Source organism: Verrucosispora sp. WMMD573, assembly GCF_027497175.1.
Taxonomy (GTDB): Bacteria; Actinomycetota; Actinomycetes; order Mycobacteriales; family Micromonosporaceae; genus Micromonospora.
The window spans coordinates 4,560,294-4,585,126 of the sequence record NZ_CP114901.1; the positions used below are offsets into that span (position 1 = coordinate 4,560,294).

Sequence of the window (24,833 nt, forward strand, 5' to 3'; positions counted from 1 at the left end):
GAGCGCTTCCACGGCAATATCGGGCGTCGGCGCGGCGGACGGCGGGGGAGTGGCGATCAGGCGGGGCGGCGCAGGATGGTCACGGCGAAGTCCGCGTCCTCGCGCCACGGGCGCAGGTCCCAGGTGGCGAAGCGGTGTTCCAGGCGCAGTCCGGCGGCGACCGCGTCGGCGTCGAAGTCGGTGAGTGGATACCCCCGGTCGGTGCCGAATCCGACCGCGACCACACCGTCCGGGCGCAGGTGCGCGGCGACCCGGCTGAGCACCTGGCGTTCGGTGCCGGCGGCGACGAAGGCCATCACGTTGCCGGCGAGCACCGCCGCGTCGAACGGCTCGCTCTCGCCGGCCGCCGCGAGGTCCAACTCGGCCAGATCGGCGACGAGCCAACTGGGCGCGGGGTGGTCGGCCCGGGCCGCGTCGATCAGGACCGGGTCCGCGTCCACCCCGACCACCGTGTGACCACGCGCCGCCAACTCGGCGCCGACCCGACCGGTGCCGCAGCCGGCGTCGAGGATCCGGGAGGCCGGCGGCACCAGCGTGTCGAGCAGCCGGGCCTCACCAGCCAGATCCGCGCCTTCGGCCGCCAACTGCCGGAACCGGTTGACGTACCACTGCGAGTGCTCGGGACCGGTGTCGGTGGCCCATCGGGTCCTGTTGGTCATGTCTGCACCGTATCCGGACCGGCTCAGGGCAGCCGTCCGACCGCCGGAACAGGACCAACGGCAGGTGTCCGGAGACCAACTCGCGCGCTACCATGTCGTGACTCATGGTGAACCGAACTGTTCCGCCGGCCGGGCCGAGCCCGGCTGTGGCCGCTGATGCCGTCGGTGAGCACGGCCGGCTGTGGGAGTTGGCCCGGAGCACTCTCGACGGCAACTGGGAACACGACCACACGGTGCCGTCGCGCACCCTGTACCCGCACCAGTGGAGCTGGGATTCGGCCTTCATCTCGATCGGCTGGGCCCAACTCCGCCCCGACCGCACCTGGTCGGAGCTGGACACCCTGTTCCGCGCCCAGTGGGGCGACGGTCGGGTGCCGCACATCGTGTTCAACCCGGCGGTGGCTGGCGGCGCCTACTTTCCCGGCGCCGGGTTCTGGTCGTCGAACACCGTCGAGGGGACACCGCCGGTGGCCACCTCCGGGCTGGTGCAGCCGCCCGTGCACGCGTTGGCCGCCTGGCACGCTTACTGTCGCGTGCCGTCGGAGGCGAGCCGCGTCGCGTTGCGACGGCTCTATCCGCGCCTGGTGGCGCAGCAGCGCTACCTCGCCACCTGTCGCGATGTCGCTGGTGGCGGGTTGGCCAGCATCGTGCACCCGTGGGAGTCCGGACTGGACAACAGCCCGGCCTGGGACGGGCCGATGTCGGCGGTGCCGGCGGAGGCGGCGGTGATGCGTGCGTACCGGCGGCGCGACACCGTGCACGCCGATCCCGCCCACCGACCCACCGACCTGGACTACGCGCGGTACGTCACCATGGTCACCGCCTACCGGGCGGGCGGTTACCGCGACGACAGCCTGGCCGACCGGCATCCGTTCCTGGTCGAGTGTCCGCTGTTCAACGCGGCAATGGGCGCCTCGGAGGTGGCGCTCGCCGGCATCGCCGAGGTGATCGGCGTCGACCCGGGCCCGCACCGGGAGCGGGCTGTCGCCATCACCGAGGCTGTGGTGACCCGGCTGTACGACCCGGACAGTGGCACCTTCCATCCGCGTGACCTGCGGACCGGCCGATTGACGCCGGCCCGTACGGTGCTCGGCCTGACCCCGCTGATCCTGCCCGGCCTGCCGGCGCGACAGGTCGACGCGGTGCTCGCCGAGGCCCGCTCGGCCCGCTTCGGTCTCGCCGCCCGGATGACCCGACCACTGCCCAGCCACGACCGGACCGGTGCCGACTTCGAGCCGCTGCGCTACTGGCGCGGCCCGAGCTGGATGAACATCACCTGGCTGGTCCGGCATGGACTGGTGCGGCACGGACACGACCGGTTGGCGGCCGGGCTGCGCTCCTCGATGATCGACCTGGTCGCGGCGGCCGGTTGCCACGAGTACTTTCACCCGGACACCGGCGCCGGCCTGGGCTCACCGGCGTTCAGTTGGACGGCGGCCCTGCTCCTGGACGTGCTGGCCGACTGACCCGGTGCGGCGAGACCTGCCGGTGGCCTCCGGGTGGCGCGGCGGGTGGCGCTGCCCGGGGGCAGGTAGGTTGCTGTCCAGGATCGGCCGGCTGCCGCGCCGGTCTCGGGCGTCACCGTGACCGGGTGACCCGACGGGAGGGACGCGCAATGAGCCGGGACAGCTTCGACGAGCAGCTCGACCGGCTCACCGGTGTCCTGGCGTTGATGAGTCGGGACGCCGGCGCGGCGATCCGGGGGGCCAGCACCGCGCTGCTGGCGGTGGACCGGGGCGCGGCCGAGACGGTGCTCGCCGGTGACGCCGTGCTGGACGCCCGGCGGGCCGAGGTGGAGGCGATGATCCCCGAGGTGTTGGTGCGGCACCAGCCGGTCGCCTCGGATCTGCGCCTGGTGGTGTGCGCGTTGCGGATCGCCGGTGCCCTGGAACGGATGGGCGACCTCGCGGTGCACGTCGCGAAGGTCGCGTTGCGTCGGCACCCGATCGGGGTGGTCCCGGAGCCGGCGATGCCGGTGATGACGGCGCTGGCCGAGGCGGCGGCGCGGGTGGCGGACAAGTGCGCGCTCGTGCTGGCCACCCGGGACCGGCTCGACGCGATGCAGCTCGGGCTGGACGACGACGAGGTCGACGCCGCGCAGGAACGCCTGCTGTCGCTGCTGGTCTCCGGCTGGCCGTACGGGGTGGAGTCCGCTATCGACCTGGCCCTGCTCGGCCGCTACTACGAGCGCTACGCCGACCAGGCGGTGAACGTCGCCCGCCAGGTCGTCTACCTGGTGACCGGCACCATCCGGCTCTGACGCGGTACGCGACGGCCGGCGGCCGGGCCAATTTTCCGGACATCCGGTACGCCGCGTCCGCAACGTCACATCCCGGCTTCCCGTTGGCCCCCACCAAGCCGGCAAGTTCACTTTTCGTTCACCTGGGTCCGGGAGTCCGGCTACCTGGGCCTCCTAGCTTGACTCGCGTACGGCCCGGACGGGCTGATGCACCCCGATAGAGAGGCTTACCTGGTGAACCGCAACGTGCTTTCGCGGCGCGTCCTTGCCGGCGTCGCGCTTGCCGCGCTCGCGCTTACCGGCTGTGGTAGCAATGACAGCAGCTCGGAGCCGGGCGGCAGTGGCGGCGACGGCGCCTACGCCGACCTGTCCGGCGAGTTGAAGGCGTCGGGCGCCAGCTTCCCGGACGCTTACTACCAAGAGGTCGTCGAAGCCTTCAAGGCCGAGGCATCCGACGTGACGGTCACCTACAACGCGACCGGATCCGGCACCGGCAAAAAGCAGTTCGGTGAGGGCCTGGTCGACTTTGCCGGCACCGACAGCCTGGTGAAGGACACCGACGGCGTGACCGCCGGTTCGTTCATGTACGTGCCGACGGTGGCGGCCCCGATCACGGTTTCCTACAACCTTGAGGGCGTCGACAAGCTCCAGCTCAGCCCGGAGACGCTCGCCAAGATCTTCCAGACCGACATCAAGACCTGGGACGACGCGGCCGTCAAGGCCGACAACCCGGGTGTCGAGCTGCCCAACACGCCGATCACCGTTGCGCACCGTTCGGACGGTTCCGGCACCACCAGCAACTTCACCAAGTACCTCGACGCCGCGGCGGCGGGCACCTGGAAGCTGGGCAGTGGTGACACGGTGGCCTGGCCGGCCAGCACCCAGGGTGGCGAGAAGAACACCGGTGTCGCGCAGATCGTCAAGCAGACCAACGGCGCCGTCGGGTACGTCGACCTGAGCGACGCCAAGGCCACCGGCCTGAAGTACGCCGCCATCAAGAACAAGGACGGCCAGTTCGTCGAGCCGTCGCTGGAGGGCACCACCGCCGGCCTGGAGGGTGCCGAGATCGCCGAGGACCTGAGCTACAACCCGCTCAACGCCGCCGGTGCCTCCGCCTACCCGATCACCGCGCCGACGTTCATCATCGTCAAGACCTCCTACGACGACGCGAACAAGGCCGCGCTGGTCAAGGGCTTCCTCACCTTCCTGCTCAACGACGGCCAGGAACTGGCCGAGGAGGTCGACTTCGCACCGCTGCCGGCCTCGCTCAAGGAGAAGGCACTGGCCCAGGTCGAGAAGATCCAGGGCTGATCAAATCAAGATCGCTAGGGCGTTCCAGCTAGGGACGGGATCACGTCGATCCCGTCCCTAGCGGGGTACCTGAGCTGGAGTGAAGATGACCTTGACGAACAATCCCCCGGCAGCCAAGCCGACGCTGACCCAGCGGGGCAGCAGCGCCCTCGGCGACCGCGTCTTCTCCTGGTGGACGCTCGCCACCGGCCTGCTGGTGCTGGCCATCCTCGGGCTGATCCTGATCACCACCGTCCGGGAGGCCTGGCCCGCGTTCGACGCGATGGGCCTGCGCTTCATCACCGAGCGGGTCTGGGACCCGAACCCGGCCACCGGCGACGCCATCTTCGGTGCGCTGTCGTTCGCGTACGGCACCGCGGTCTCGTCGCTTATCGCGCTGCTGTTCGCGGTGCCGGTCTCGGTCGGCATCGCGCTGTTCCTCACCGAGCTGGCCCCGCGCCGGCTGCGCGGCCCCGCGGTGACCGTGATCGACCTGCTGGCCGCCGTGCCGTCGGTGGTCTTCGGCCTCTGGGGCATTCTGGTCGTGGCGCCCGCGCTGGTCCCGATCTACCAGTGGATGCACGACGTCCTCGGCGGCATCCCGTTGCTCGGCCGCCTCTTCGGCCCGGTCGGCAGCGGCCGCAACTTCATGACCGCCGGCCTGATCCTGGCGATCATGGTCACGCCGATCATCACCTCGATCACCCGCGAGGTGTTCAGCACGGTGCCGCGTGCCGACAAGGACGCGGCCCTCGCTCTGGGCGCCACCCGCTGGGAGATGATCCGGGGCGCGGTCTTCCCGCACAGCTTCGGCGGGGTGGTCGGCGCGGTGATGCTCGGCCTGGGCCGGGCCATGGGCGAGACGATCGCGGTCGCGCTGGTCATCGGCGGTGCCACGAACATCACCGCCAACCTCTTCGCCCCCGGCAACTCGATGGCCGCCGTCATCGTGCAGCAGTTCGGCGAGTCCACCGGCACCTTCACCGCCGCGCTCATCGGTCTCGGCGTGGTGCTGTTCGCGATGACGGTGCTGATCAACGTGCTCGCCCAGGTGGTCGTCCGTCGGGCCGAGGCCCGGATGAAGGGAAGCGTCGCGTGACTCTCACCGCACCACCCGCCGCCCGCCCGGCCGCCGGCGGGCCCGACCTGACCCGGGCGGCGCTCTCCGGCCGCCGCCGGTTCACCAATCACCTCGCCACGGCGGCGATCTGGGTCGCCGTGCTGCTCGCCGTCATCCCGCTGGCCCTGGTCACCTATACGGTCATCGCCAAGGGCGGTGGGGTGATGAGCCTGTCGTTCCTGAACGAGGACATCCCCAACTCCTACCGCCGTGACGGCGGAGGCATGGGCCCGGCGATCGTCGGCACGCTGCTCATCACTGGGATGGCCGCGCTGATGGCGATCCCGCTCGGCGTCTTCGGCGCGATCTACCTCAACGAGTACGGCAAGCAGCGGCCGTTGGCCCGGATCATCCGGCTGATGTCCGACGTGATGACCGGCGTGCCGTCGATCGTGATGGGCCTGTTCATCTACATCTCCTGGGTGCTGCTGGTCGGTGAGCAGACCGGCTTCGCCGGCGCGCTGGCGCTGGCCTGTCTGATGCTGCCGGTCGTCATCCGCAGCAGCGAGGAGATGCTCCGGCTGGTCCCCGACGAGTTGCGGCAGGCCAGCATGGCGCTCGGTGCCCGCAAGTGGAAGACCACGCTGACCGTGGTGCTGCCGGCGGCGATCTCCGGCATCACCAGCGGCTCGCTGCTGGCCGTCGCCCGCGCGGCCGGCGAGACCGCACCGATCATCATCGTCACCGGAATCGTCTTCTCGCCCAACTGGAACCTTTTCGACGGCTCCAACACGGCGTTGCCGGCGCAGATCTTCCGCAACGCCAGCCAGCCGTTCGAGGCCGCCCAGAACCGGGCCTGGGGTGCGGCGCTGACGCTCATCGTGATCGTGCTCGGCTTCACGATCATCGCCCGATTCATCTCCAGCCGGTTCGCCATCAAGGAGCGCTGACATGGCCAGCAACGACACCAACCTCACCACCCGCCCGTCCGTGGCGGTGCACGCTCCCGGCACCACCGTCTCCGGCGCGGAGTCCGCCAACGCGTCCGTGATGCAGCTGCGCGACGTGAGCGTCTACTACGGCAGCTACGAGGCGGTCCGCGGCACCACGATGCCGATCCAGCAGAACCAGGTCACCGCGATGATCGGGCCCTCCGGCTGCGGCAAGTCGACGGTGCTGCGGGCGCTCAACCGGATGAACGACCCGATCCCCGGTGCCCGGGTCAGCGGCGACGTCCTGTTTCACGGCCAGGACCTGTACGCCAAGGACGTCGACCCGATCCAGGTGCGCCGCCGCATCGGCATGGTGTTCCAGAAGCCCAACCCGTTCCCCAAGTCCATCTACGACAACGTCGCGTACGGGCTGCGGATCAACGGCATCAAGGGCCGGCTCGACGACCACGTCGAGGAGGCGTTGACCAAGGCCGCGCTCTGGGACGAGGTAAAGGACAAGCTGCGCAAGAGCGCTCTGGCGCTCTCCGGCGGCCAGCAGCAGCGGCTCTGCATCGCCCGGACGATCGCCGTCAAGCCCGAGGTGATCCTGATGGACGAGCCCTGCTCGGCCCTCGACCCGATCGCCACGGCGAAGATCGAGGACCTGATCTTCGAGCTGACGAACGACTACACCATCGTGATCGTCACGCACAACATGCAGCAGGCGGCCCGGGTCAGCCACTACACCGCCTTCTTCACCGCCGAGGTCGACGAGGCGCAGGAGCGGCACGGGCGGCTTGTCGAGTTCAGCCAGACCGGCAAGCTGTTCACCAACCCCGCCGACAAGCGTACGGAGGACTACATCACCGGTCGCTTCGGCTGAGTGCCGAACGCGACGGTCGACGGTGGGTCGCCGTTGTTCAAAGGGTGACCCACCGGGTTGTGGCTGGCTCGTCGTGACGCTCAGCCGCGTCCTGCCGACCGTCGTCGACCTGTAGTGCGGGGGATCGCCCTGCGCGACCGAGGGTGTCGCGGCGGGCCTGAACTGAACCGGAGCCGGTGTGCGATGAACAATCTCGTCGAGGCCACCAGGGGTGACCATCGATCCGACGGGCGTTTCGTGCTGCTCGTGGTGGACGACGACGAGAGCGTCGGTGCCGCGTTGGTCGCCCAGCTGGCCGACCACCGGGTACGCGGCCACCACTTCGCGCACGCCGCCGAGGCGCTGCTGGCCGCCGGGGCGCTGCAACCGGACGCGGCAGTGGTCGCCGCCGGCCTGTCCACCATGAGCTGCACCGAGATGGTGCGGCTGCTGGCCCGCCGAGCCGGCATCCCCACGGTGGTCGGGGTGGGTGACGAGGACGGTGGGGTGGCCGCCGCCGCGCTCAAGGCCGGTGCCACCGCCTGCGTACGGCGTCCCTACCGCGCCGAGGAGGTACTGCCGATCCTGCGGGCCATCCGCCCGGAGACCGCCGGCGCGCTCGATCCGCCGATCGAGCTGGGCGGACTGCGGGTGGATCCGGCGACGTTCGAGGTGAGCCTGGACGGCCGGACGGTTGCCCTGCCGTTGAAGGAGTTCCGACTGCTCTACTTCTTCATGAGCCACGCGGAGCGGACGGTCACCCGCGAGCAACTGCTCGCCGCCGTCTGGGGTGGTATCTCCGACGACACGTCGAACACCCTCACGGTGCACATCAAGCGGCTGCGTCGGCGACTGGCGCTGGACGGTGACCGGGCACCGATGATCGTGACCGTACGCGGCCTGGGCTATCGGTTCGTGCCCGCCCAGGCCACCGCAACGCCGTCGACGTCGTGAACATGCCGGCGCTGCCGTCGTACCCGCCGTCGGGGACGCCGACGGAGGGGATGGTGCTGGTGGCGGTCCCGCTGGCGTACGTTCCGCACGTGGCCCGTCTGCTGGCCGACCTCGACGCCCGGCACCGGGTGGGGCCGGTGCCCCGTCGGCGGGCCGACCCGATGCCCCGCCCGGCGGAGTCGGACTGGACGGTCGAGGATCTGCGCCGGCTCAGCCAAGGACGCAGCGCCACCCATCGCACGGTCGCCGCCGTGCTCGACGCGCTCGCCGCCGAGCCGGAGCGGCTGTTCACGGTGGGCGACCTGGCCGAGGCCACGGGACGGCCCCGCAAGAAGATCATCGGTGCGATGGCGGGGTTGACCCGGCTGCTCAAGGCCCACTACGACTACGCCGGTCGCGGATTCCCGTTCGACCGGGTGCCCGGCCGGCCGGAGGCCCCTCGGGAGCTGTGCTACACGATGGACCGGGTACGCGCCGCGCGTTGGCGGGAGGCACGGCACCGAGGCCCGGAGACAGCCGCAAGAGTGAGCGCGCAGCCGGACCCGTGACCGGTGGCCGGCGCCACTCAGCTTCGGGCGACGGGGGTGGCTGCGCCGCGTCGGTTCCCGGCCGCGGCCTCCAGCCGGCGGACCTGCTCGATCACCGCCACCACGACGGCGTGTCCCTCCGGCGACAGGCGGGCGTCGACCAGCCGCCGTGCCACCTGCCGCAGGTACGGGTCGGCCAGCAGGTGGATGAGGTCGTCGTCGGGTAGCTCCCGGTCGACCGGCCGACCGGTGAAGAACGATGGCGGGCGACCGAAGAAGGTGGCTATCGCCTCCACCACGGACCGTCGCGGGTCCGGTGCCCGGCCCTGGCGCAGGTTGTTGAGGTGGGTGTGGGAGATCCGGCAGCCGCGCCGGGTCAACTCGGCGGCGACATGGCGGACGCTGTACGGCTTGCCGGTCGGGTCCGCGGTGGTGCGGAACAGCCAGTCGAGACGGTCGGCAAAGGTCTCGCCGGGGTGGTCCGGCTCCTCAGGCATGGAGGCTCCTCGCACGGCGGAACACCATATTTACACGAGGGCTGGACATGGAATCCAGCATTGACAGGACTCCTAACTGTACGCGTACGATGGCATTCGCCTGGCAACCCCAGCGGCCGGACAGCTCCGGCCCGGCGGGTTGCCAGCATGGTCTTTCGGGCAGGCACACGTGGTGGCGAACGGGGGCGCGACGTGTGCCTGCGAGCCGTACCCGGTGGCCGAGGGACCTCCGGGCGGCGCTCGTCCCGCCGGCCTCGCACCTGGTCGGTTCCGGGCGGGCCCGCCCGGGCATCGCACCGGACCGACCCGGGCATCCGGGGCGGGAGTTTGTCGGGTGCCGGCGGGGGTAACCAGCGCGCCGCCGACGACAGGAGGGCGCCGTGCGGTTTCCGCTGTTCGTCGCCGCGGTGTCCCGTCGATCCGGGTTGGCGCCCGAACCCGCGGCCAGCGTCGCGCGCGCGGTTCTGCAGACCGTCGTGGAGCGGATGACCGGCTCGCCGCCGACGGACCCGACCGGGTACCTGCCGGCCGAGCTGACCGACGCGGTGCCGCCGGGCGGGCCGGCGGACTTCCTCCGCCGGGTCGGTGAGCGGGCCGGAGTCGACGAGGGCACGGCGGCTGCCGGGGCCGCGGCCGTGTTCGCCACCCTGCGCGAGACGGTGACCGTCGGTGAGTTCCAGGAGATGGTGGGACGGATGCGCACCGCTGGCGGTGGCAGTGACCCGATCATCGGATGAGGCCCCGGCCGTCGCGCGGCTCAGGGCGCACTCCCTGCCGGCCGGGGGACCGGTGGCAGCGGATAGGCTGCCGCCGTGGCAGGTCTGTTCAGGAGCATGGCGTCCCGTGTCGGCGCGGTCATCCCGAGGCCGCGCGCGGCCGGTCCGTCCCCGGCCAGGCTCGCGCGGCGGCGCCAGGTCAGCGCGTTGCAGCGCCGCGAGTTGTCGTACGCCCCGGAGCCCGATGGCCAGGCCGATCCGGGGGAGATCGTCTGGACCTGGGTGTCCTACGAGGACGACCCTCGGCAGGGCAAGGACCGGCCGGTGCTGGTGGTGGGCCGGCACAGCCGGACCCTGTTCGGGCTGATGCTCTCCAGCCAGCAGGACCGACACGGTGACCGGCACTGGCTGGCCCTCGGGCCGGGCGACTGGGACCGTGACCGGCGGCCGAGCTGGGTGCGCCTGGACCGGGTGCTGACCATGCGGGAGGACAGCATCCGGCGCGAGGGCGCGGTGCTGGACCGGGCCCGGTTCGACCGGGTGGGCCAAGCCCTGCGCGCCGGGTACGGCTGGCGCTGACCGGCCGACTCGCCGCGGAGCCGGTGGTGTCGGTCCGACCGCTGGCCCGGGCCGGACCGGTGGCCTCAGCCGGATCGCTGGGCCGGGTCGACCGCGGCGTCGCGGGCGTCCGACGGCGGGTACGGCTGTTCGGCGAGCAACCGTGCCAGGTGGGCGCTGTTGAGCGCCAGCGCCTTCGTGGCCCGACCGGTGGTGTCGGGCTTGGGGCGCACGTCGATGTAGTCGGTCTTGTGCAGGGCCTCGCCGACCCAGTACGTCCCGCCAGCCGCTGGGCAGGTGAAGCCGACCTCGTTGAGCGCCTGCTGCACCTGCCCGATCGTGTGGTGCGCGCCGTCCTCGTTGCCGACCACCGCCACGGCGCCGACCTTGCCGTAGGTGACCAGCCGGCCCTGGTCGTCGGTCTCGCTGAGCTCGGCGTCGAGCCGTTCCAGGACCATCTTGCACACGCTCGACGGCTGACCGAGCCAGATCGGCGTGGCGATCACGAAGATCTGCGCGGCCATCAGCTTCGCCCGGATCTGCGGCCAGGCGTCGCCATCCCCCTCGTCGGTGGAGACACCGAAGCGGACGTCGTGGTCCACCACCCGAATCAGCTCGCCCGTGACCCCCTGCTCGCCGAGAGCGTCGAGCACCTCCTGGCCCAGCACCTCGGAGCTGGACCGGGCGGGGGAGCGTTTGAGCGTGCAGCTGAGGACCAACGCCCGGATGTCCGCCATGATCTTCCCTCCGCCGTACGAGCCTGATCCGGGTGGAGTACCCACCTGTGGACCGGTGACGCCTGGGCCGGCGCCGCGACCGGGGCGGCGTCAGCACTCGGCGAGGTACGCGGTGTCGCGCAGGGCCCGACCCGGTCGGCCGCTGCCGAGCGCCTTGGCCTCGTACATCGCCGCGTCGGCGCGGTTGAGCGCCTCGGTGAGCTGGCTGTCCTGCACGGGTGCCAGACCGACCGAGGCGGTCACCCGGAGGGTTACGGCGCCCATCGGGATCGGCGCGGCCAGCATGTCGTACAGCCGCCGGGTCGCGTGGTCGATCCACCGTCGGTCGACGGTCGGGCTGGTCAACAGCCCGGCGAACTCGTCACCGCCGAGGCGGGCCACCAGGTTGTCGCCGGCGAAGGTGGCCAGTCGCTCGGCGACGCTGACCAGGACCTGATCGCCTGCGGCATGTCCGTACCGGTCGTTGATCTGCTTGAAGTCGTCGAGATCGAGGACCACGGCGATCAGGTGGCAGCCGGAGCGGTCGGTGAGCAGCGTCGCGGCGAGGCGGTAGAAGGCCCGTCGGTTCGGTAGACCGGTCAGCGGGTCGTGGCTGGCGGCGTGTCGCTCGGCGGTGAGTTCCGCCTGGAGACGCCCGATCTCCGCCTCGGCCCGCACGGCCCGGCGTCCCAACTGCCAGGAGGAGAGCAAGGCTCCTGCGGCGCAGATGCCGGACGCGACGGTCAGCGGATCCGGCACCACCATCTCCCCTCTCCTCGACACGCGCCCGACACCGATCGGCGGATGCTGCCAGACACCTCGTTTCCCCTGATGGTTGTCAGGTTCGCGGGACAGAACGTGAGCAGGTAGGCATCACGCACGTGCGTTATCATCCCCGGTGTCCATTGCAGATGCAATAGCAGATGCACGTGCATAACGAGCCGACATCCGTCAAGCCGCTACCGCTCCTCCCACGGCACCGGCGCCAATCGGAGAGAACAGAAGCCCCTCATGCAGCAGCCGCCCAACGGTGTTTCCGTCAACCATTTGCCTCCCCTCGCCTGGCAGAAGAGTCGGCGCAGCAATCCCAGTGGGAACTGTGTCGAGCTGGCGGAGCTGCCGGGTGGGGCAGGCATCGCCCTGCGTAACTCCCGGCACCCGGAAGGACCCGCGCTGATCTACACGGTGGACGAGATCGCCGCGTTCGTGCTTGGCGCCCGGGATGGTGACTTCGATCACCTGATCGGCTGACCCCGCATCCCATCGACGGGATTCTTCTCGCACGGGATGGGCGGTTCACCTCACTGACGGTTCATGGCATGCTTACACGTCGGTCGAGTCGGTCCACCGGTTCGGCCGCTTACAGCATGCGGAGGACGGTAGGTGACCATGGTTTCCGCCGAGGAGGGCCCGGCGGCCGGCCCGACCGTGCTGCGGATGCTGCTCGGGGCTCAACTGCGACGGTTGCGGGAGTCGCGGGGGGTCACCCGGGAGAGCGCCGGCTGGGAGATCCGATCCTCCGAGTCGAAGATCAGCCGGATGGAGCTCGGTCGCGTCGGCTTCAAGGAGCGCGACGTCGCCGATCTGCTCACGCTCTACGGCGTCACCGCCGAGCAGGAGCGAGCGGCGTTGCTCAAACTGGCCAGGGACGCGAACAACCCGGGCTGGTGGCACCGCTACGGCGACGTCCTGCCGTCGTGGTTCCAGTCGTACCTCGGCCTGGAGGCGGCGGCCGCCCTGATTCGCAGTTACGAGGTCCAGTTCGTCCCGGGACTGTTGCAGACCCCGGAGTACGCCCGAGCCGTGGTGCTGCTCGGCCACAGCACGGCCGGTCCCGACGAGATCGACCGCCGGGTGGATCTGCGGATGCGCCGGCAGGAACTGCTGTCCCGGCCGCGCCCACCGCGCCTGTGGGCGGTCGTCGACGAGGCGGCGCTGCGCCGGCCGATCGGTGGCCCCCGGGTGATGCGCGGCCAACTTGAGGCGCTACTCAAGGCGACGCGTACGCCGAACGTGCGGCTCCAGGTGATCCCGTTCGCCGCCGGTGGGCACGCCGCCGCTGGTGGCGCCTTCACGATCCTGCGCTTCGGTGATCAGGATCTGCCCGACATCGTGTACATCGAGCAGCTGACCAGCGCCATCTACCTGGACAAGCGCGAGGACCTCGACTTCTACGCGGTGGCCATGGAGCGCCTCTGTGTCGAGGCCGAGCCGCCGGAGCGTACGCCGGAAATCCTCGAGCGAATGATCGCCGACCTCGCCCCCAACTGACCCACCCCCCCACCCCCCCACCCCCCACCGCCCCCTGGTGCCCCCCCGCCGGATCCGTGTTGATCATGAAGTTGTTGCGACGGGTAAGCGCTTGCCCGGGCGATAACTTCATGATCAACGCGCGGTGGGGGTGGGGTGGGGTGGGGGTGGGGTGGGGTGGGGGTGGGGGTTGACGGGGGTGGGGGTGGGGGTTGACGGGGGTGGGGGTGTGGGGGTTAGTGTCTGGATCGATCCAGTTGCTGGATCGATCCAGAACAGGGGTGTGCGGATGAAGCCGACCTTGCGGGCCGTGGCCGAGGCCGTCGGTGTCTCGCGTAGCACCGTCTCCAACGCCTACGGCCGCCCGGATCAGCTCTCACCGCAGTTGCGTGAGCGCATCCTGGAGACCGCGCGGCAGATGGGTTACCCGGGGCCCGACCCGACCGCGCGGTCGCTGCGGCGGGGGTTCGTCGGCGCCATCGGGGTGCTGTTCACCTCCCGGCTGTCGTACGCGTTCACCGACCCCTTCGCCGTCCGTTTCCTGACCGGCGTCGCCGAGGCGGCCGAACGCCACGACAGCAACCTGTTGCTGATACCGCTGCCCGACGATGCGGTCGGCGCGCGTACGGCGGTGGAGAACGCCGCCGTCGACGCGTTCTGCGTCTACTGCGCCGGTGACGAGGAGCGGATCATCGACACGATTCGCGGCCGTGGGCTGCCCTTCGTCACCACCTCGTCGCGGCCCCGGGCCGGGGACCTCTGGGTCGGCATCGACGAGCGCTCCGCCGCCCGGTCCGCCGCGGCACACCTGACCGCGCTCGGTCACCGCCGGGTCGCCCTGCTCGGCGACGACGTCCTGCCCGGCGCGCCGGCCGGACCGCTGCGGGTCGCCGACGTGGCCGACGTGCCGCACCCCACCACCCGGGACCGGCTGGCCGGCTTCGCCGACGGCTTCGCCGCGGTAGGCGTCACGTGGCCCGACCTGACCGTGCTCACCGCGACCGACAACACCCGGGCCGCAGGTGCCGACGCAGTCAGCGCGCTGACGCAGCTGCCCGAACCGCCCACCGCGGTGCTGGCCTGCTCCGACGTGCTCGCCCTCGGTGCGCTCGACGCCCTGAGCGCCGACGGCGAGCGGGGGCGGCGAGTCTCAGTGACCGGCTTCGACGACGTCGCCGAGGCCGCTCCGGCCGGCCTGACCACCGTCCGCCAACCCGGTGAGGCGAAGGGCCGAAGCGCCGCCACGCTGCTGCTCGACCCGCCCGCTGACGCCGCCGCGGGCCAGATTCTGCTACCCACCACGCTCGTCGTCCGGAGCAGCTCCGGACCTGCCCCGAGGAGTTGACCATGGAACAGCCCACTGGCTTCGTCATGGCCGTCGACGCGGTGACCCGTCATGTCATGTCCGCCCGGCCGGACGCACCGGTCCGACCCGACGTACCCCGGCCGGCGCGGCTGGTGGTCACCCGCCGGCTCGCCGCCGGGGCGCTGCGCCGACTCGCCGACCGTATCCAGCCGCGTCCCGTGCCCGCCCGGCCCGCCTGCCGCACGTAGGGCGGAAACGACGCCCCTGGCCAGACCAGCCAGGGGCGTCGAGGCTCGTCGGCGGGCGGCTGCCGGCGTCCGCCCCTACCCGGTCCACTCGCCGCACGACCGGCCCGCGACCAGGACGGGTGGTGCGCCGGGTGGTGCAGCAGGCAGACTGGAGGCCCATGTCGCCGTTCACCCCCAGCCTGCGGTTGCACGACCGCTACGTGCTGCACGATCGCATCGGCCTCGGCGGAATGTCCGAGGTGTGGCGCGCCGACGACGAGGTCCTGGGTCGGTCGGTCGCGGTGAAGGTCCTCGCCGGGACGTTCGCCGTCGACCCGGACCTACGAGCCACCCTCCGGCGGGAGGCCCGTGCCGCGGCACGCCTGGCCCACCCGCACGTCACCCAGGTGTACGACTACGGCGAGGCGACTCTGGCCGACGGCAACGTCGTGCCGTACCTGGTGATGGAGTTGGTCGACGGGCGGAATCTCGCCGACCGGCTGGCCGACGGGCCGCTGCCCTGGCGGCCGGCCCTGCGGATGGCCGCGGAGGTGGCCGCCGCCCTGGCCGCCGCGCACCGTCTGGGTGTGGTGCACCGCGACATCAAGCCGGGCAACGTCATGCTCACCGACAACGGTGCCAAGGTGCTCGACTTCGGCATCGCCGCGCTCGCCGGTGTGCCATCGCCCGGCGCCCGCCCGGCGGGCGGCCCGCTGATGGGTACGCCCGCCTACCTCGCGCCGGAACGGTTGAGCGCCGACCCGCCCCATCCGGCCAGCGACGTGTACGCCCTCGGAGCGTTGCTGTACCGCACCCTCACCGGTGACGTCCCGCTGCCCGTGCGCAGTTGGCCGGACGCGGTCAGGGTGCACGCCAACCGGCCTGCCGTCGCACCCCCGCGGGTGCCGGGCCTGCCGGCCGACCTCGCCAATCTGGTGCTGGCCTGCCTCGACCCCGATCCGGAACGACGCCCCACGGCCGGCCGACTGGCCACCCGGTTCCGCGTCGCTGCCGTCGGGGCGACGGCGGCCACGGTCGACGTACCGGTCAACGGGCCGGGCGTCGGCGGGCAGCAGGCGGCGGAGACCCGGCCGGTGCACCAGCATCCACCGACCCTGATCGAACCGACCATCCGGCCCGAGACCGTGTCCGGCGTCGCACCACGATCCGCGACGCGCGGAGCACCGCCTGGCCGTGGCCGACCCCGGCCGGCACCCGGACGGCCGCCGGGCCGACGGGGGCACAGCGGCCCGCCGGTGGGCGCGCTGGTCACATTCGCGCTGGTCCTGCTCCTGGGGATGGGCGTGGCCATCGTCCTCGGCGACCGCGGCGACCGGCAGCCGACGGCGAGTCCCACCACGCCGCCTGCCGCCCCGCCGACCTCCTCCGCGCCCGCCTCACCACGACCCGCCGCCAGCTCGCCGGCCAACCGGCCGGAGCCGGTGAGCCTGGGACGGGCGGCGGTCGAACTCATCGCGTTGCTCACCGAGGCGCAGCTCACCGGAGAGATCGACCGTAAGGCCGCCGACCGGCTGCGCAAAGAGCTGACCGAACTGGCCGGCGGCCAGCCAAAGGACCAGGAGAAGCGGCTGGAGGATCTGCGCAAGCGTCTCGACGACGAGGTGGACCGCGGCCGGCTCCCGGCTGACTTGGCCGACCGGGTGGACGACGTGCTGGACCGGTTCGAGGCGAACCTGCCGGAAAGCTGATCCCCATCCGGCGTCGACCGGCACCGCCGCTCAGCCCGGATCAGGTCAGGGTCGTCCGCACGAATTCGCCAGCTGCGGTCCCGGCGCGGGCGAGGACCGAACCGTCCGGCGCCCGGATCGTCGACCGTCCGGCCGTCTCGGCGTAGCCGCCGCCGGTGGCGCCGGCGAAGCTGGCGACCGCGACCACGATCCGGTGGGTCGTGCAGATTCGCGCCGCCCGCTGGTCCGGCACGTGCGCCTCGGCTGCGTGGTCGACGATCGAGGCCGCGTACACGTCGACGCCGACAGTACAGGTGCGGGCCGCGTGTTCCGCGATTCCGGTGTCCTTGCAGATCGCCAGGCCGATGCGCCAGCCGTCGACGTCCAGCACGACCGGTGCCGGTCCGGGGCGGAACCGGCGGGCCTCGACATCTCCGAGCCACATCTTGCGGTACGCCACCCGGGTCCCGACGCCGTCCACGGCGAGGGTGGCGATGTACTCCCCGGCCACCGGTGCCCCGACCAGCGCGAGCGTCCCGGTGGCCGCACATGCGCTGACCAGCGGCGCGAGCCGGGGGTCCGACGGGTCGACAGGCGTGGCGTCGAGCTCGTAACCGGTCAGCGACAGCTCCGGGAAGATCACCACCCGGGCCGCGGCGGTACGGACCATCGCCGCGTGCGTCGCCACGTTGGTGTCGACGTCGTACGCCAGGCATTGGGGTTGGGCAACGGCGATGGCCAGCGAAGGGCGCGACACCCGCGCAGCCTAGGCTCCGCAGTCAGGAAAGTCGACGCCGGTGCGGCGACTCTCAGCTGAGGTTCGTAGCGTGTGGGACATGACGCATGTCCGGTACGCTTCGCCCTCGGTCGTCGGCCAGTCCGCACCACCCGAGGACGGCCTGGTCGGCTTCGTCACCGATCTGGTGGAGCGGCTCGGCGGCCCGGGGGCGGGGCTGGCCGTGGCGCTGGAGAACCTGTTCCCCCCGATCCCCAGCGAGGTGATCCTGCCGCTCGCCGGTTTCGTCGCGGCGCAGGGACGGATGAGCGTCGTCGGGGCCATCTTCTGGACGACACTCGGTTCGCTGCTCGGTGCGCTCGCGCTCTACTGGGTCGGCGCCGCGCTGGGCCGGGAGCGGACGCGGGCCATCGCGGCGAAGCTGCCGCTGGTGAAACTCCGCGACATCGACCGGACCGAGGAGTGGTTCCTGCGGCACGGTGTCAAGGCAGTCTTCTTCGGACGGATGATCCCGATCTTCCGGAGCATGATCTCCGTCCCGGCCGGGGTGGAACGCATGCCGCTGCTCACCTTCGCGATCTACACCACGCTGGGTAGCCTGATCTGGAACACCACCTTCGTGATGGCCGGCTTCCTGCTCGGCGACAACTGGCACCTGGTCGAGGGGTACGCCGGCATCCTGCAGAACGTGGTCATCGCCGCCACGGCGGTGGGTGTCGTCTGGTTCGTCGTCACCCGGTTGCGCCGCTCGCGTCGAGCCGGCGGACTGCGGTCAAACGAAAGCGGCGCCGGCCTGACCGACGCGACGCCCGCCGGGGTGCCGGATCCCGACGGGCGGGGCACCATCTACCGCAGCGTCTGGTCGGACGGCCACCCACCGAGCGATCAGGAACTCCGGCGCTGATTCCTGCTCGGCGGTGTGGACGACCCGCCCGCCGCAGCGGCGCCGAAGGTGTCGGTTGCTCCCGAGGAGGTGCGGTGCGCGGATCAGACTGGGCGGACGAGATCGGTGTGGTGGAACTGCCCGGTGGGGTGCGGATGCGGGGCCGCCGGATCGGTGACCCCGCCCCACCTGCCGACTTCAGCCTGCTGCTCGCTCCCGGGCCGATGCCCGATTGGACGTACCGGCGGGTCCGATGGCCGGATTTCTGGGTTCCGTTGGATCGGGCCGACGCACTGGACGCGTTCGGCGAGGCGCTGCGCCGTGGGTACGCCGGTCAGCGGGTGGAGGTGGCTTGCCGGGGTGGCACGGGACGGACCGGCACCGCGTTGGCGGCGCTGGCCATCCTCGACGGGCTACCCGCCGAGGACGCGGTCGCCTGGGTACGCGCCGCCTACCGGCCGGGTGCGGTGGAGACTCCCTGGCAACGGCGCTGGCTGCGTCGGCTGTCGGCGGCGTAGCGGGACCGATCACGCAGATGTCCGGTGCGCACCGGCGGCGATCCGACAACCGCAGACGCCGGGTGGCGGTGACCGGCGCGTCGTCTCCGCGGCGTCGACGCCCGGCGATCGGCACCCCTGGTCGGACCACGGGTGCCGGAGCCGGCCGGCGGGCGTACCGGCTCCGGCGGTGGTCAGGCGGCGACGTAGTCGCGCAGGTGGCGGGCGGTGAGCGTGTCGCCGCGCGCGACCAGGTCGGCGGGGGTGCCGGTGAACACGATCCGACCGCCGTCGTGACCGGCGCCCGGACCGAGGTCGATCAGCCAGTCCGCGTGGGCCATCACCGCCTGGTGGTGCTCGATGACGATGACCGTGTTGCCGGCGTCGACGAGCCGGTCGAGCAGCGCGAGCAGCTGGTCGACGTCGGCCAGGTGCAGCCCGGTGGTGGGCTCGTCCAGCACGTAGGTGCCGGCTCTGTCGGCCATGTGGATGGCCAACTTGAGCCGTTGCCGCTCGCCGCCGGAGAGCGTGGTCAGCGGCTGACCGAGGGTGAGGTAGCTCAGCCCGACGTCGGCCAACCGGTCCAGGATCACCCGGGCCGGTCCGCCGGGGAAGAACTCCCGGGCCTCGGCCACCGACATGCCGAGCACCTCGCTGATGTTGCGCCCGCGCAGCCGGTAGGTCAGCACCTCGTCGGTGAACCGGCGACCCTCGCACTGCTCGCAGACGGAGGCGACGCCGGCCATCATCGCCAAATCGGTGTAGACCAGCCCGATGCCCTTACAGGTGGGGCAGGCGCCCTCGGAGTTGGCGCTGAACAGGGCGGCCTTGACCCCGTTGGCCTTGGCGAAGGCGGTGCGCACCGGGTCGAGCAGGCCGGTGTAGGTGGCCGGGTTGCTGCGCCGGGAGCCACGGATCGGCGCCTGGTCGACGACCACCACACCGTCGCGGCCGTGCAGTGAGCCGTGCACCAGGGAACTCTTGCCGGAGCCGGCCACCCCGGTGACCACGGTCAGCACGCCGAGCGGGATGTCCACGCTGGCGTCACGCAGGTTGTGCAGGTCGGCGTGCCGGATCGCGAGATGCCCCCGAGGCGTACGGACCGGTTCCCGCAGTCGCGCCCGATGGTCCAGGTGTCGTCCGGTGAGGGTGTCGGAACGGCGAAGGCCGGCCACGTCGCCGGTGTAGCAGATGCGGCCACCGGCGGTGCCGGCACCGGGACCGAGGTCGACCACGTGGTCGGCCACCGCGATGGTCTCCGGTTTGTGTTCGACCACGAGCACCGTGTTGCCCTTGTCCCGCAGCCGCAGCAGCAGGTCGTTCATCCGGGCGATGTCGTGCGGGTGCAGGCCGACGGTGGGTTCGTCGAAGACGTACGTGATGTCGGAGAGGCTGGAACCGAGGTGCCGGACCATCTTGACCCGCTGCGCCTCACCACCGGAGAGGGTGGCCGACTCCCGGTCGAGGCTGAGATATCCCAGACCGATCTCGACCAGCGAGTCCAGCAGTTCCCGAAGGTTGACGGTCAACGGGGCGACCGACGGGTCGTCGATGCTGCGGATGAACTCGGCCAGGTCGCTGATCTGCATGGCGGCGCACTCGGCGATGTTGCGCCCGGCGATGCGGCAGGACAGCGCTGCCGCGTTGAGTCGGGTGCCGTAGCAGCCGGCGCAGGTGGTGAAGGTGACCGCCCGATCGACGAAGGCCCGGATGTGCGGCTGCATGGACTCCCGGTCCTTGGCGAGATAGAGCCGGCGCACCTTGACGATCAGACCCTCGTAGGTCAGGTTGGTGCCACCCACCTTGATCTTCGTGGCGGGCTTGTGCAGGAAGTCCTGCCACTGCTGCGGCGTGAAGTCCTGGAGCTTGACGTCCGGGTCGAACAGGCCGGCGCCGACGATGGCCTGCCAGTACCACGTGTCGACGGCGAAGTTCGGCACGGTGATCGCGCCGTCGTTGAGCGACTTCTCCACGTCGACAAGTTCGTTGACGTCGAGATCGGAGACCCGGCCCAGGCCCTCGCAGGTGGGGCACATCCCCTCGGCCAGGTTGAAGCTGAACGCGCCGGCCCCGCCGACCTGCGGCTCACCCAACCGGCTGAACACGATGCGCAGCATGGCGTACGCGTCGGTGGCGGTGCCGACCGTGGAGCGCGAGTTGGCGCCCATCCGCTCCTGGTCGACCACGATGGCCGGGGTGAGATTGCGCAGCGAGTCCACGTCGGGCCGGGAGAGGCTGGGCATGAACGACTGGAGGAAGGCGCTGTAGGTCTCGTTGATCAGTCGCTGGGACTCGGCAGCGATGGTGCCGAAGACCAGCGAGGACTTGCCGGACCCGGAGACGCCGGTGAAGACGGTAAGCCGACGCTTGGGTATGTCGACCGAGACGTCATCGAGGTTGTTCTCCCGAGCCCCGCGTACCTCGATGATGTCGTGGCTGTCGGCGGCGGACCGTGCTGGCTGCTGCATGCGAACCCTTCGCGAGATCGTGGACGGATTCCCGCCCGGGAACTGGCTTCCGGTGGCCTGGCCAAGGTTCAATTGTCGCATTAACCTGCACGTGGAGACTTTTGCGACAAAGCGAGCGTGAAGTGGGTCCGATAGATGGCGGCAAGTCTCAAACGGACGTGAGAGGCTAGGCGGAACCGGTGATGAATCGTCGGGGCAGCGGGCGGCTGCGCGCGGTGGATCTCGCCGCGCGGGCGGGTGTCTCCGTTCAGCAAGTGCGTAACTACGTCGATCTTGGCGTGTTGCCCCCGGTCGACCGCACCGAGAGCGGCTACCGGATCTTCACCGACGCGCATGCGCGGGCGCTGACGGTGGCCCGCGCGGTGGCCGACGGACACGGCTGGACGCGTACCCGGGAGATCATGGCGGCGGTCCACCGGGGTGACGTGCCGACGGCGCTGGCGTCGCTGGACGCCGGCCATGCCGAACTGGACCGCGAACGGGCGGAGATCCGGACGGTGCTCGGCGCGTTCGAGACCGTGGTGTCCAGTCCGCGCCGGCACACCGCCGTGCCACGCCGGGCGGTACGGGTCGGCGTCGTCGCCGACCTGGTCGGCGTCCGCACCTCGCAACTGCGCTCGTGGGAGGATCGCGGCCTGCTGCGTCCGGCTCGCGAGGCGGGCACCGGCTACCGGGTGTACGACGAGGCCGAGCAGCGCGCCGCACAGGTGGTGGCGTTGCTACGCCGGGGCGCGTACCAGTTCGAGATCATCACGGCGGTGCTCGATGAGATGCGGACCACCGGTAGCCCTCAGCGGGTCCGCGCCGAGCTGGCCCGCCGCGAGCAGGAGTTGCACCACCGCAGCCGGCGACGGCTGGCCGCCTCGGCGACCCTGCACGACTATCTGTGCCACCTGGCCGGCTGACACTACTGAAGTAGGCACATGGACCAAAGGCGGTGATGTCACTCAGACGTTTCGTATCTGCGTGACATCACCGCCTCAAGGCAATCCCCTGACGGCAACGGGCGGGGCGTTGCGGGTCGACGTGGTGTTCGACGGTGGACCAGCCGTGTCACCACCCGGCCCGCTCTCCTCGGGTAGGTCAGGTGGTCAGCCCGCCGAGCAGGGCCGGGCCAGGTTCACCAGATCGGCGGGCCGGTTGCCGTCGACCCGGCCGATCGCGGTGGCGATCCGGTTGATCGCGGCGACACGCCGGTCCTCCAGCGGGCCGATGATGGCGTTGCGCACGAAGTTCGGGCCGCCCTGCGGGTTGGCCGCCTGCCGGGCGAGGCGGGCGTCGGCGTCGGCGATCTGGCTGTCCAGGTTGGCGAGTTCCCGCTGCACCTCCGCTGCGGCCTGCGCCGGCACGGCCGGGAGCCGGTCGGCCACCGTCGGGCAGCTCACCCGCTGCGCCACGCCGGCCCCCGCGTTGCCGTTGCCGTCACCGGCGTTGCCGTTGCCGTCACCGGCGTTGCCCGCGCTCCCGTTGCCCGCGCTCCCGTTGACGGCGCTGGGCACCCCTGCGGCGTTGAGTCCGCAGGTGGCGAGGTTGGCGAGATCGGGGCGTTGGCCGCCGACGCGGTTGATGTTGATGCCGATGCGATCCAGGGCCGCCGTTCGCTTGCTGGCCAGCGGGCCGAGGATGGCGTTCTGGATGAAGTTGGGGCCGCCCTGCGGGCTGGCCGCCTGCTGGGCGAGGCGGGCGTTCGCCTCGGCGATCTGCTTGTCGAGGTTGGCCAGTTCCTGTTCGACTCCGGCAACGGCGGCGGCGGGCACGTTGGACAGCTTGTCCCGTACCGTCGGGCAGTTTGCCGTCTGCGGCCCGGCTGCGTCGTTGGCGGAGGCCAGCGTCAGACCGCCGCCCAGGAGCACCACCGCCAGGACACCGACGCCGCCGAGCTTCAGGGCAGCGTGCTTGCGGTGCCGCTGCGTACGCCTGACCATGCTTCTCTCCTCATGATTGACCGCCCGACGGGTCGGCCCGTCGGCTGACGCGCAATGGGATGCCCGGAAAGCCGATCGGCAGCGGCGGCCGGCCCCCGCCCCGCATACCGAGGACTCTCACGGATGACGTCGGACCGAACTGCGGGAGCGCTCCCGTCGCAGGTCCGGGCGTTTCATGTGTTCGGTCGTGGATACGGGGGGTGCGAGCGATCGGTTCAACGTCTTCCAGCGACGACCGCTGCCCTCCGCCCATCCCGAACCGGCCGGGCGGGGTGGGCGGCACCGAGGATCCTGCCGTTAGTCTGCGTGTTCATGAGAATCCGGGCCCTCGCCGCCGGTTGTGCCGCCCTCGCTGCCGCGACGATTCCGGCGACTCATGGTGTCGCGGCGATCACTGGCGGTTCCGGATCGCTGGGCTCGGCCGCTCTACCGGCCGCTGTCGTTGCGCCGTCATCCGCGCCGGGGCCCGCCGCGTCGATGGCAGTGCCCTGCCCGAAGGCGGTGGCGCCGAAGGTGACCCGGTCGCCGAGACCGACGCCGCCGCCGCCCGTTCCGGAACACCGGGTGGTCGGCGGAGACGCGCTCGCCACCTCTGGATTGATCGTGCCGCCCGGCGCGGCGGCCCCGCCGAAGGTGACGGCGACCTCGTGGCTGGTGGCCGATCTGGACACCGGCGAGGTGCTGGGTGGCTGCGGTCCGCACGAGTACGCGACCCCGGCCAGCGTGCAGAAACTGTTGCTGGCCGCGACCATGCTGCCCATACTTGATCCGGCCCGGGTTGTCACGGTCACCAAGGAGGATCTGGACATCGCCCCCGGCAGTTCGGCCGTCGGGCTGTTGCCGGGCGGCCGGTACCGGGTGGAGACACTGTGGCTGGGGTTGCTGCTGCAATCCGGCAACGAGGCGGCGAACGCGCTGGCCCGCCTCGGCGGTGGTGCCGACGGCGCGGCCGGTGGCGTCCGGGCGATGAACGAGCAGGCCCGCAGACTCGGTGCGGGGCAGACTCGCGCGGTCACCCCGTCCGGGCTGGACGCCCCCGGCCAGTTCACCAGCGCGTACGACCTGGCCCTGATCGCCCGGGTCTGCTTCGCCGATCCGGCCTTCCGGCGGTACGTGCTCACGGAGCGCGCCCGCATTCCGGCGCAGAAGGCATTGCGGGGCAAGGGCTTCGAGATCCAGAACGAGAACCAACTGGTGTACCGCTACCCCGGTGCGCTCGGTGGCAAGACCGGCTTCACCGACTACGCCCGGCACACCTACGTGGGTGCGGCCGAGCGGGATGGTCGCCGACTGGTCGTCACGCTGCTCGGTGCCGAGCCGCGACCGCAACGCGGCTGGGAGCAAGGTGCCGCGTTGCTCGACTGGGGCTTCGCGCTGCCTCGGCAGGCCAGTGTCGGCCGCCTGGTGGCGCCGGGGGAGGTGGACGCCGAACCGTCTCCGACGCCGCCCGGGCCGGCCGACACTGGTCTGCCTGTCGGCACCGCTCGCCCGGCCGGCACCGCTGCGGTCGACGACGGGCCGGGCGCGGGAATGGTTCTGGCGCTGGCCGTCGGAGCGCTCGCGATAACCCTGGCGGTCATCGCCACCCGGCGATCCCGGACCACGTCCGCCGCTGTCCCCGCCCCCACCCCTACCTCCGGCCCTCCCGCCGCCCCTGACACCGCTGGACCCCGTCCCTGATCGCGCTTCCCTCGGCCCTGTCGCCACCTCCGGCCATCCCTGACCCACCCCACGCCCTCCCTGACCCCACGCCCGTCGGGAACCCCGTGGCGGGAACCCGGAGCGGGGAACTGGGAGGTGGGTGGTGCGGGCGGCGGGGTGGTGCTGGTCGATTCGCGGGACT

The 24,833-nt window shown here is 71.4% G+C and carries 26 protein-coding genes; 19 read left to right on the forward strand and 7 right to left on the reverse strand.

Annotation, left to right across the window (positions count from 1 at the left end; genetic code table 11):
* Nucleotides 1–56 precede the first annotated feature (56 nt).
* Entirely contained in the window at nucleotides 57–659 is a 603-nt protein-coding gene (locus tag O7601_RS20760) for a class I SAM-dependent methyltransferase (protein WP_281562759.1), read from the reverse strand.
* Between the two features lie 104 nt (nucleotides 660–763).
* Between O7601_RS20760 and O7601_RS20765 the strand changes: the two genes are divergently transcribed.
* From O7601_RS20765 to O7601_RS20800, 8 genes are all read left to right on the forward strand, one after another.
* A complete protein-coding gene (locus tag O7601_RS20765) occupies nucleotides 764–2,125 on the forward strand; it encodes a hypothetical protein (RefSeq protein WP_281562760.1) in 1,362 nt (453 codons plus the stop codon).
* Nucleotides 2,126–2,274: 149 nt separating this feature from the next.
* A complete protein-coding gene (locus O7601_RS20770) occupies nucleotides 2,275–2,919 on the forward strand; it encodes a PhoU domain-containing protein (RefSeq protein WP_281562761.1) in 645 nt (214 codons plus the stop codon).
* 213 nt (nucleotides 2,920–3,132) lie between these two features.
* Complete coding sequence (gene pstS / locus O7601_RS20775) at nucleotides 3,133–4,209, forward strand: phosphate ABC transporter substrate-binding protein PstS (RefSeq protein ID WP_281562762.1); 1,077 nt, start codon at nucleotides 3,133–3,135, stop codon at nucleotides 4,207–4,209.
* Between the two features lie 85 nt (nucleotides 4,210–4,294).
* Nucleotides 4,295–5,287: a phosphate ABC transporter permease subunit PstC gene (gene pstC, locus O7601_RS20780; RefSeq protein WP_281562763.1), complete on the forward strand. Its 993-nt coding sequence runs from the start codon at nucleotides 4,295–4,297 to the stop codon at nucleotides 5,285–5,287.
* Nucleotides 5,284–6,198: a phosphate ABC transporter permease PstA gene (gene pstA, locus O7601_RS20785; protein ID WP_281562764.1), complete on the forward strand. Its 915-nt coding sequence runs from the start codon at nucleotides 5,284–5,286 to the stop codon at nucleotides 6,196–6,198. Before pstC ends, pstA begins: the two co-directional genes overlap by 4 nt.
* Nucleotide 6,199: 1 nt before the next feature.
* The gene (gene pstB / locus O7601_RS20790; RefSeq protein ID WP_281562765.1) at nucleotides 6,200–7,063 is read left to right on the forward strand and encodes a phosphate ABC transporter ATP-binding protein PstB; all 864 of its coding nucleotides are present in this window, start codon (nucleotides 6,200–6,202) and stop codon (nucleotides 7,061–7,063) included.
* Between the two features lie 183 nt (nucleotides 7,064–7,246).
* Nucleotides 7,247–7,996 (forward strand): response regulator transcription factor, encoded by a 750-nt coding sequence (locus O7601_RS20795; RefSeq protein WP_281562766.1) that lies wholly within the window; start codon nucleotides 7,247–7,249, stop codon nucleotides 7,994–7,996.
* A gap of 2 nt (nucleotides 7,997–7,998) precedes the next feature.
* The gene (locus O7601_RS20800) at nucleotides 7,999–8,544 is read left to right on the forward strand and encodes a hypothetical protein (protein WP_281566988.1); all 546 of its coding nucleotides are present in this window, start codon (nucleotides 7,999–8,001) and stop codon (nucleotides 8,542–8,544) included.
* 17 nt (nucleotides 8,545–8,561) lie between these two features.
* Here O7601_RS20800 and O7601_RS20805 read toward each other — a convergent pair whose 3' ends face one another.
* Nucleotides 8,562–9,020: a hypothetical protein gene (locus O7601_RS20805; protein ID WP_281562767.1), complete on the reverse strand. Its 459-nt coding sequence runs from the start codon at nucleotides 9,018–9,020 to the stop codon at nucleotides 8,562–8,564.
* Between the two features lie 380 nt (nucleotides 9,021–9,400).
* Between O7601_RS20805 and O7601_RS20810 the strand changes: the two genes are divergently transcribed.
* Entirely contained in the window at nucleotides 9,401–9,757 is a 357-nt protein-coding gene (locus tag O7601_RS20810) for a DUF2267 domain-containing protein (protein WP_281562768.1), read from the forward strand.
* A gap of 75 nt (nucleotides 9,758–9,832) precedes the next feature.
* On the forward strand, nucleotides 9,833–10,315 hold the full coding sequence (locus tag O7601_RS20815; RefSeq protein WP_093402297.1) for a type II toxin-antitoxin system PemK/MazF family toxin: 483 nt from the start codon (nucleotides 9,833–9,835) through the stop codon (nucleotides 10,313–10,315).
* Nucleotides 10,316–10,380: 65 nt separating this feature from the next.
* Here O7601_RS20815 and O7601_RS20820 read toward each other — a convergent pair whose 3' ends face one another.
* The gene (locus tag O7601_RS20820) at nucleotides 10,381–11,031 is read right to left on the reverse strand and encodes an NAD(P)H-dependent oxidoreductase (RefSeq protein ID WP_281562769.1); all 651 of its coding nucleotides are present in this window, start codon (nucleotides 11,029–11,031) and stop codon (nucleotides 10,381–10,383) included.
* A 90-nt stretch (nucleotides 11,032–11,121) separates the two neighbouring features.
* On the reverse strand, nucleotides 11,122–11,769 hold the full coding sequence (locus O7601_RS20825) for a GGDEF domain-containing protein (RefSeq protein WP_281566989.1): 648 nt from the start codon (nucleotides 11,767–11,769) through the stop codon (nucleotides 11,122–11,124).
* Between the two features lie 252 nt (nucleotides 11,770–12,021).
* On the opposite strand from O7601_RS20825, the gene O7601_RS20830 reads away from it, so the two are divergent.
* From O7601_RS20830 to O7601_RS20850, 5 genes are all read left to right on the forward strand, one after another.
* Complete coding sequence (locus O7601_RS20830) at nucleotides 12,022–12,261, forward strand: DUF397 domain-containing protein (RefSeq protein WP_281562770.1); 240 nt, start codon at nucleotides 12,022–12,024, stop codon at nucleotides 12,259–12,261.
* 132 nt (nucleotides 12,262–12,393) lie between these two features.
* On the forward strand, nucleotides 12,394–13,281 hold the full coding sequence (locus tag O7601_RS20835) for a helix-turn-helix transcriptional regulator (RefSeq protein WP_281562771.1): 888 nt from the start codon (nucleotides 12,394–12,396) through the stop codon (nucleotides 13,279–13,281).
* Nucleotides 13,282–13,549: 268 nt separating this feature from the next.
* Nucleotides 13,550–14,605, forward strand: coding sequence for a LacI family DNA-binding transcriptional regulator (locus O7601_RS20840; protein WP_281562772.1), 1,056 nt, complete (start codon nucleotides 13,550–13,552; stop codon nucleotides 14,603–14,605).
* A 2-nt stretch (nucleotides 14,606–14,607) separates the two neighbouring features.
* Complete coding sequence (locus O7601_RS20845) at nucleotides 14,608–14,814, forward strand: hypothetical protein (RefSeq protein ID WP_281562773.1); 207 nt, start codon at nucleotides 14,608–14,610, stop codon at nucleotides 14,812–14,814.
* Between the two features lie 158 nt (nucleotides 14,815–14,972).
* Complete coding sequence (locus tag O7601_RS20850) at nucleotides 14,973–16,502, forward strand: serine/threonine-protein kinase (protein WP_281562774.1); 1,530 nt, start codon at nucleotides 14,973–14,975, stop codon at nucleotides 16,500–16,502.
* A 40-nt stretch (nucleotides 16,503–16,542) separates the two neighbouring features.
* Here O7601_RS20850 and O7601_RS20855 read toward each other — a convergent pair whose 3' ends face one another.
* Complete coding sequence (locus O7601_RS20855) at nucleotides 16,543–17,238, reverse strand: carbon-nitrogen hydrolase family protein (RefSeq protein ID WP_281562775.1); 696 nt, start codon at nucleotides 17,236–17,238, stop codon at nucleotides 16,543–16,545.
* Nucleotides 17,239–17,317: 79 nt separating this feature from the next.
* On the opposite strand from O7601_RS20855, the gene O7601_RS20860 reads away from it, so the two are divergent.
* Nucleotides 17,318–18,121 carry a DedA family protein gene (locus O7601_RS20860; RefSeq protein WP_281562776.1) on the forward strand — a complete coding sequence of 268 codons (804 nt, stop codon included), beginning with the start codon at nucleotides 17,318–17,320 and terminating at the stop codon, nucleotides 18,119–18,121.
* Between the two features lie 74 nt (nucleotides 18,122–18,195).
* Complete coding sequence (locus O7601_RS20865; protein WP_281562777.1) at nucleotides 18,196–18,618, forward strand: protein-tyrosine phosphatase family protein; 423 nt, start codon at nucleotides 18,196–18,198, stop codon at nucleotides 18,616–18,618.
* 173 nt (nucleotides 18,619–18,791) lie between these two features.
* On the opposite strand, the gene O7601_RS20870 is transcribed toward O7601_RS20865, so the two are convergent.
* Nucleotides 18,792–21,065 (reverse strand): excinuclease ABC subunit UvrA, encoded by a 2,274-nt coding sequence (locus O7601_RS20870; protein WP_281562778.1) that lies wholly within the window; start codon nucleotides 21,063–21,065, stop codon nucleotides 18,792–18,794.
* Between the two features lie 182 nt (nucleotides 21,066–21,247).
* On the opposite strand from O7601_RS20870, the gene O7601_RS20875 reads away from it, so the two are divergent.
* A complete protein-coding gene (locus tag O7601_RS20875) occupies nucleotides 21,248–21,970 on the forward strand; it encodes a MerR family DNA-binding transcriptional regulator (RefSeq protein WP_281566990.1) in 723 nt (240 codons plus the stop codon).
* Between the two features lie 186 nt (nucleotides 21,971–22,156).
* Here O7601_RS20875 and O7601_RS20880 read toward each other — a convergent pair whose 3' ends face one another.
* Nucleotides 22,157–22,990, reverse strand: coding sequence for a hypothetical protein (locus O7601_RS20880; RefSeq protein WP_281562779.1), 834 nt, complete (start codon nucleotides 22,988–22,990; stop codon nucleotides 22,157–22,159).
* Nucleotides 22,991–23,302: 312 nt separating this feature from the next.
* Here O7601_RS20880 and O7601_RS20885 point away from each other — a divergent pair, with 312 nt between their 5' ends.
* Nucleotides 23,303–24,670: a serine hydrolase gene (locus O7601_RS20885; RefSeq protein ID WP_281562780.1), complete on the forward strand. Its 1,368-nt coding sequence runs from the start codon at nucleotides 23,303–23,305 to the stop codon at nucleotides 24,668–24,670.
* Nucleotides 24,671–24,833 lie beyond the last annotated feature (163 nt).

Excerpts from the sequence above, each read along its gene's own strand:
- O7601_RS20880 (WP_281562779.1), bottom strand. The coding sequence starts at position 22,990 with ATGGTCAGGCGTACGCAGCGGCACCGCAAGCACGCTGCCCTGAAGCTC.
- O7601_RS20845 (WP_281562773.1), top strand. The coding sequence starts at position 14,608 with ATGGAACAGCCCACTGGCTTCGTCATGGCCGTCGACGCGGTGACCCGT.
- O7601_RS20800 (WP_281566988.1), top strand. The coding sequence starts at position 7,999 with ATGCCGGCGCTGCCGTCGTACCCGCCGTCGGGGACGCCGACGGAGGGG.
- O7601_RS20820 (WP_281562769.1), bottom strand. The coding sequence starts at position 11,031 with ATGGCGGACATCCGGGCGTTGGTCCTCAGCTGCACGCTCAAACGCTCC.
- O7601_RS20860 (WP_281562776.1), top strand. The coding sequence starts at position 17,318 with ATGACGCATGTCCGGTACGCTTCGCCCTCGGTCGTCGGCCAGTCCGCA.
- O7601_RS20885 (WP_281562780.1), top strand. The coding sequence starts at position 23,303 with ATGAGAATCCGGGCCCTCGCCGCCGGTTGTGCCGCCCTCGCTGCCGCG.
- pstB (WP_281562765.1), top strand. The coding sequence starts at position 6,200 with ATGGCCAGCAACGACACCAACCTCACCACCCGCCCGTCCGTGGCGGTG.
- O7601_RS20765 (WP_281562760.1), top strand. The coding sequence starts at position 764 with ATGGTGAACCGAACTGTTCCGCCGGCCGGGCCGAGCCCGGCTGTGGCC.
- O7601_RS20760 (WP_281562759.1), bottom strand. The coding sequence starts at position 659 with ATGACCAACAGGACCCGATGGGCCACCGACACCGGTCCCGAGCACTCG.
- O7601_RS20875 (WP_281566990.1), top strand. The coding sequence starts at position 21,248 with ATGAATCGTCGGGGCAGCGGGCGGCTGCGCGCGGTGGATCTCGCCGCG.
- O7601_RS20770 (WP_281562761.1), top strand. The coding sequence starts at position 2,275 with ATGAGCCGGGACAGCTTCGACGAGCAGCTCGACCGGCTCACCGGTGTC.
- O7601_RS20830 (WP_281562770.1), top strand. The coding sequence starts at position 12,022 with ATGCAGCAGCCGCCCAACGGTGTTTCCGTCAACCATTTGCCTCCCCTC.
- O7601_RS20870 (WP_281562778.1), bottom strand. The coding sequence starts at position 21,065 with ATGCAGCAGCCAGCACGGTCCGCCGCCGACAGCCACGACATCATCGAG.
- pstC (WP_281562763.1), top strand. The coding sequence starts at position 4,295 with ATGACCTTGACGAACAATCCCCCGGCAGCCAAGCCGACGCTGACCCAG.
- O7601_RS20805 (WP_281562767.1), bottom strand. The coding sequence starts at position 9,020 with ATGCCTGAGGAGCCGGACCACCCCGGCGAGACCTTTGCCGACCGTCTC.
- O7601_RS20840 (WP_281562772.1), top strand. The coding sequence starts at position 13,550 with ATGAAGCCGACCTTGCGGGCCGTGGCCGAGGCCGTCGGTGTCTCGCGT.
- O7601_RS20850 (WP_281562774.1), top strand. The coding sequence starts at position 14,973 with ATGTCGCCGTTCACCCCCAGCCTGCGGTTGCACGACCGCTACGTGCTG.
- O7601_RS20795 (WP_281562766.1), top strand. The coding sequence starts at position 7,247 with ATGAACAATCTCGTCGAGGCCACCAGGGGTGACCATCGATCCGACGGG.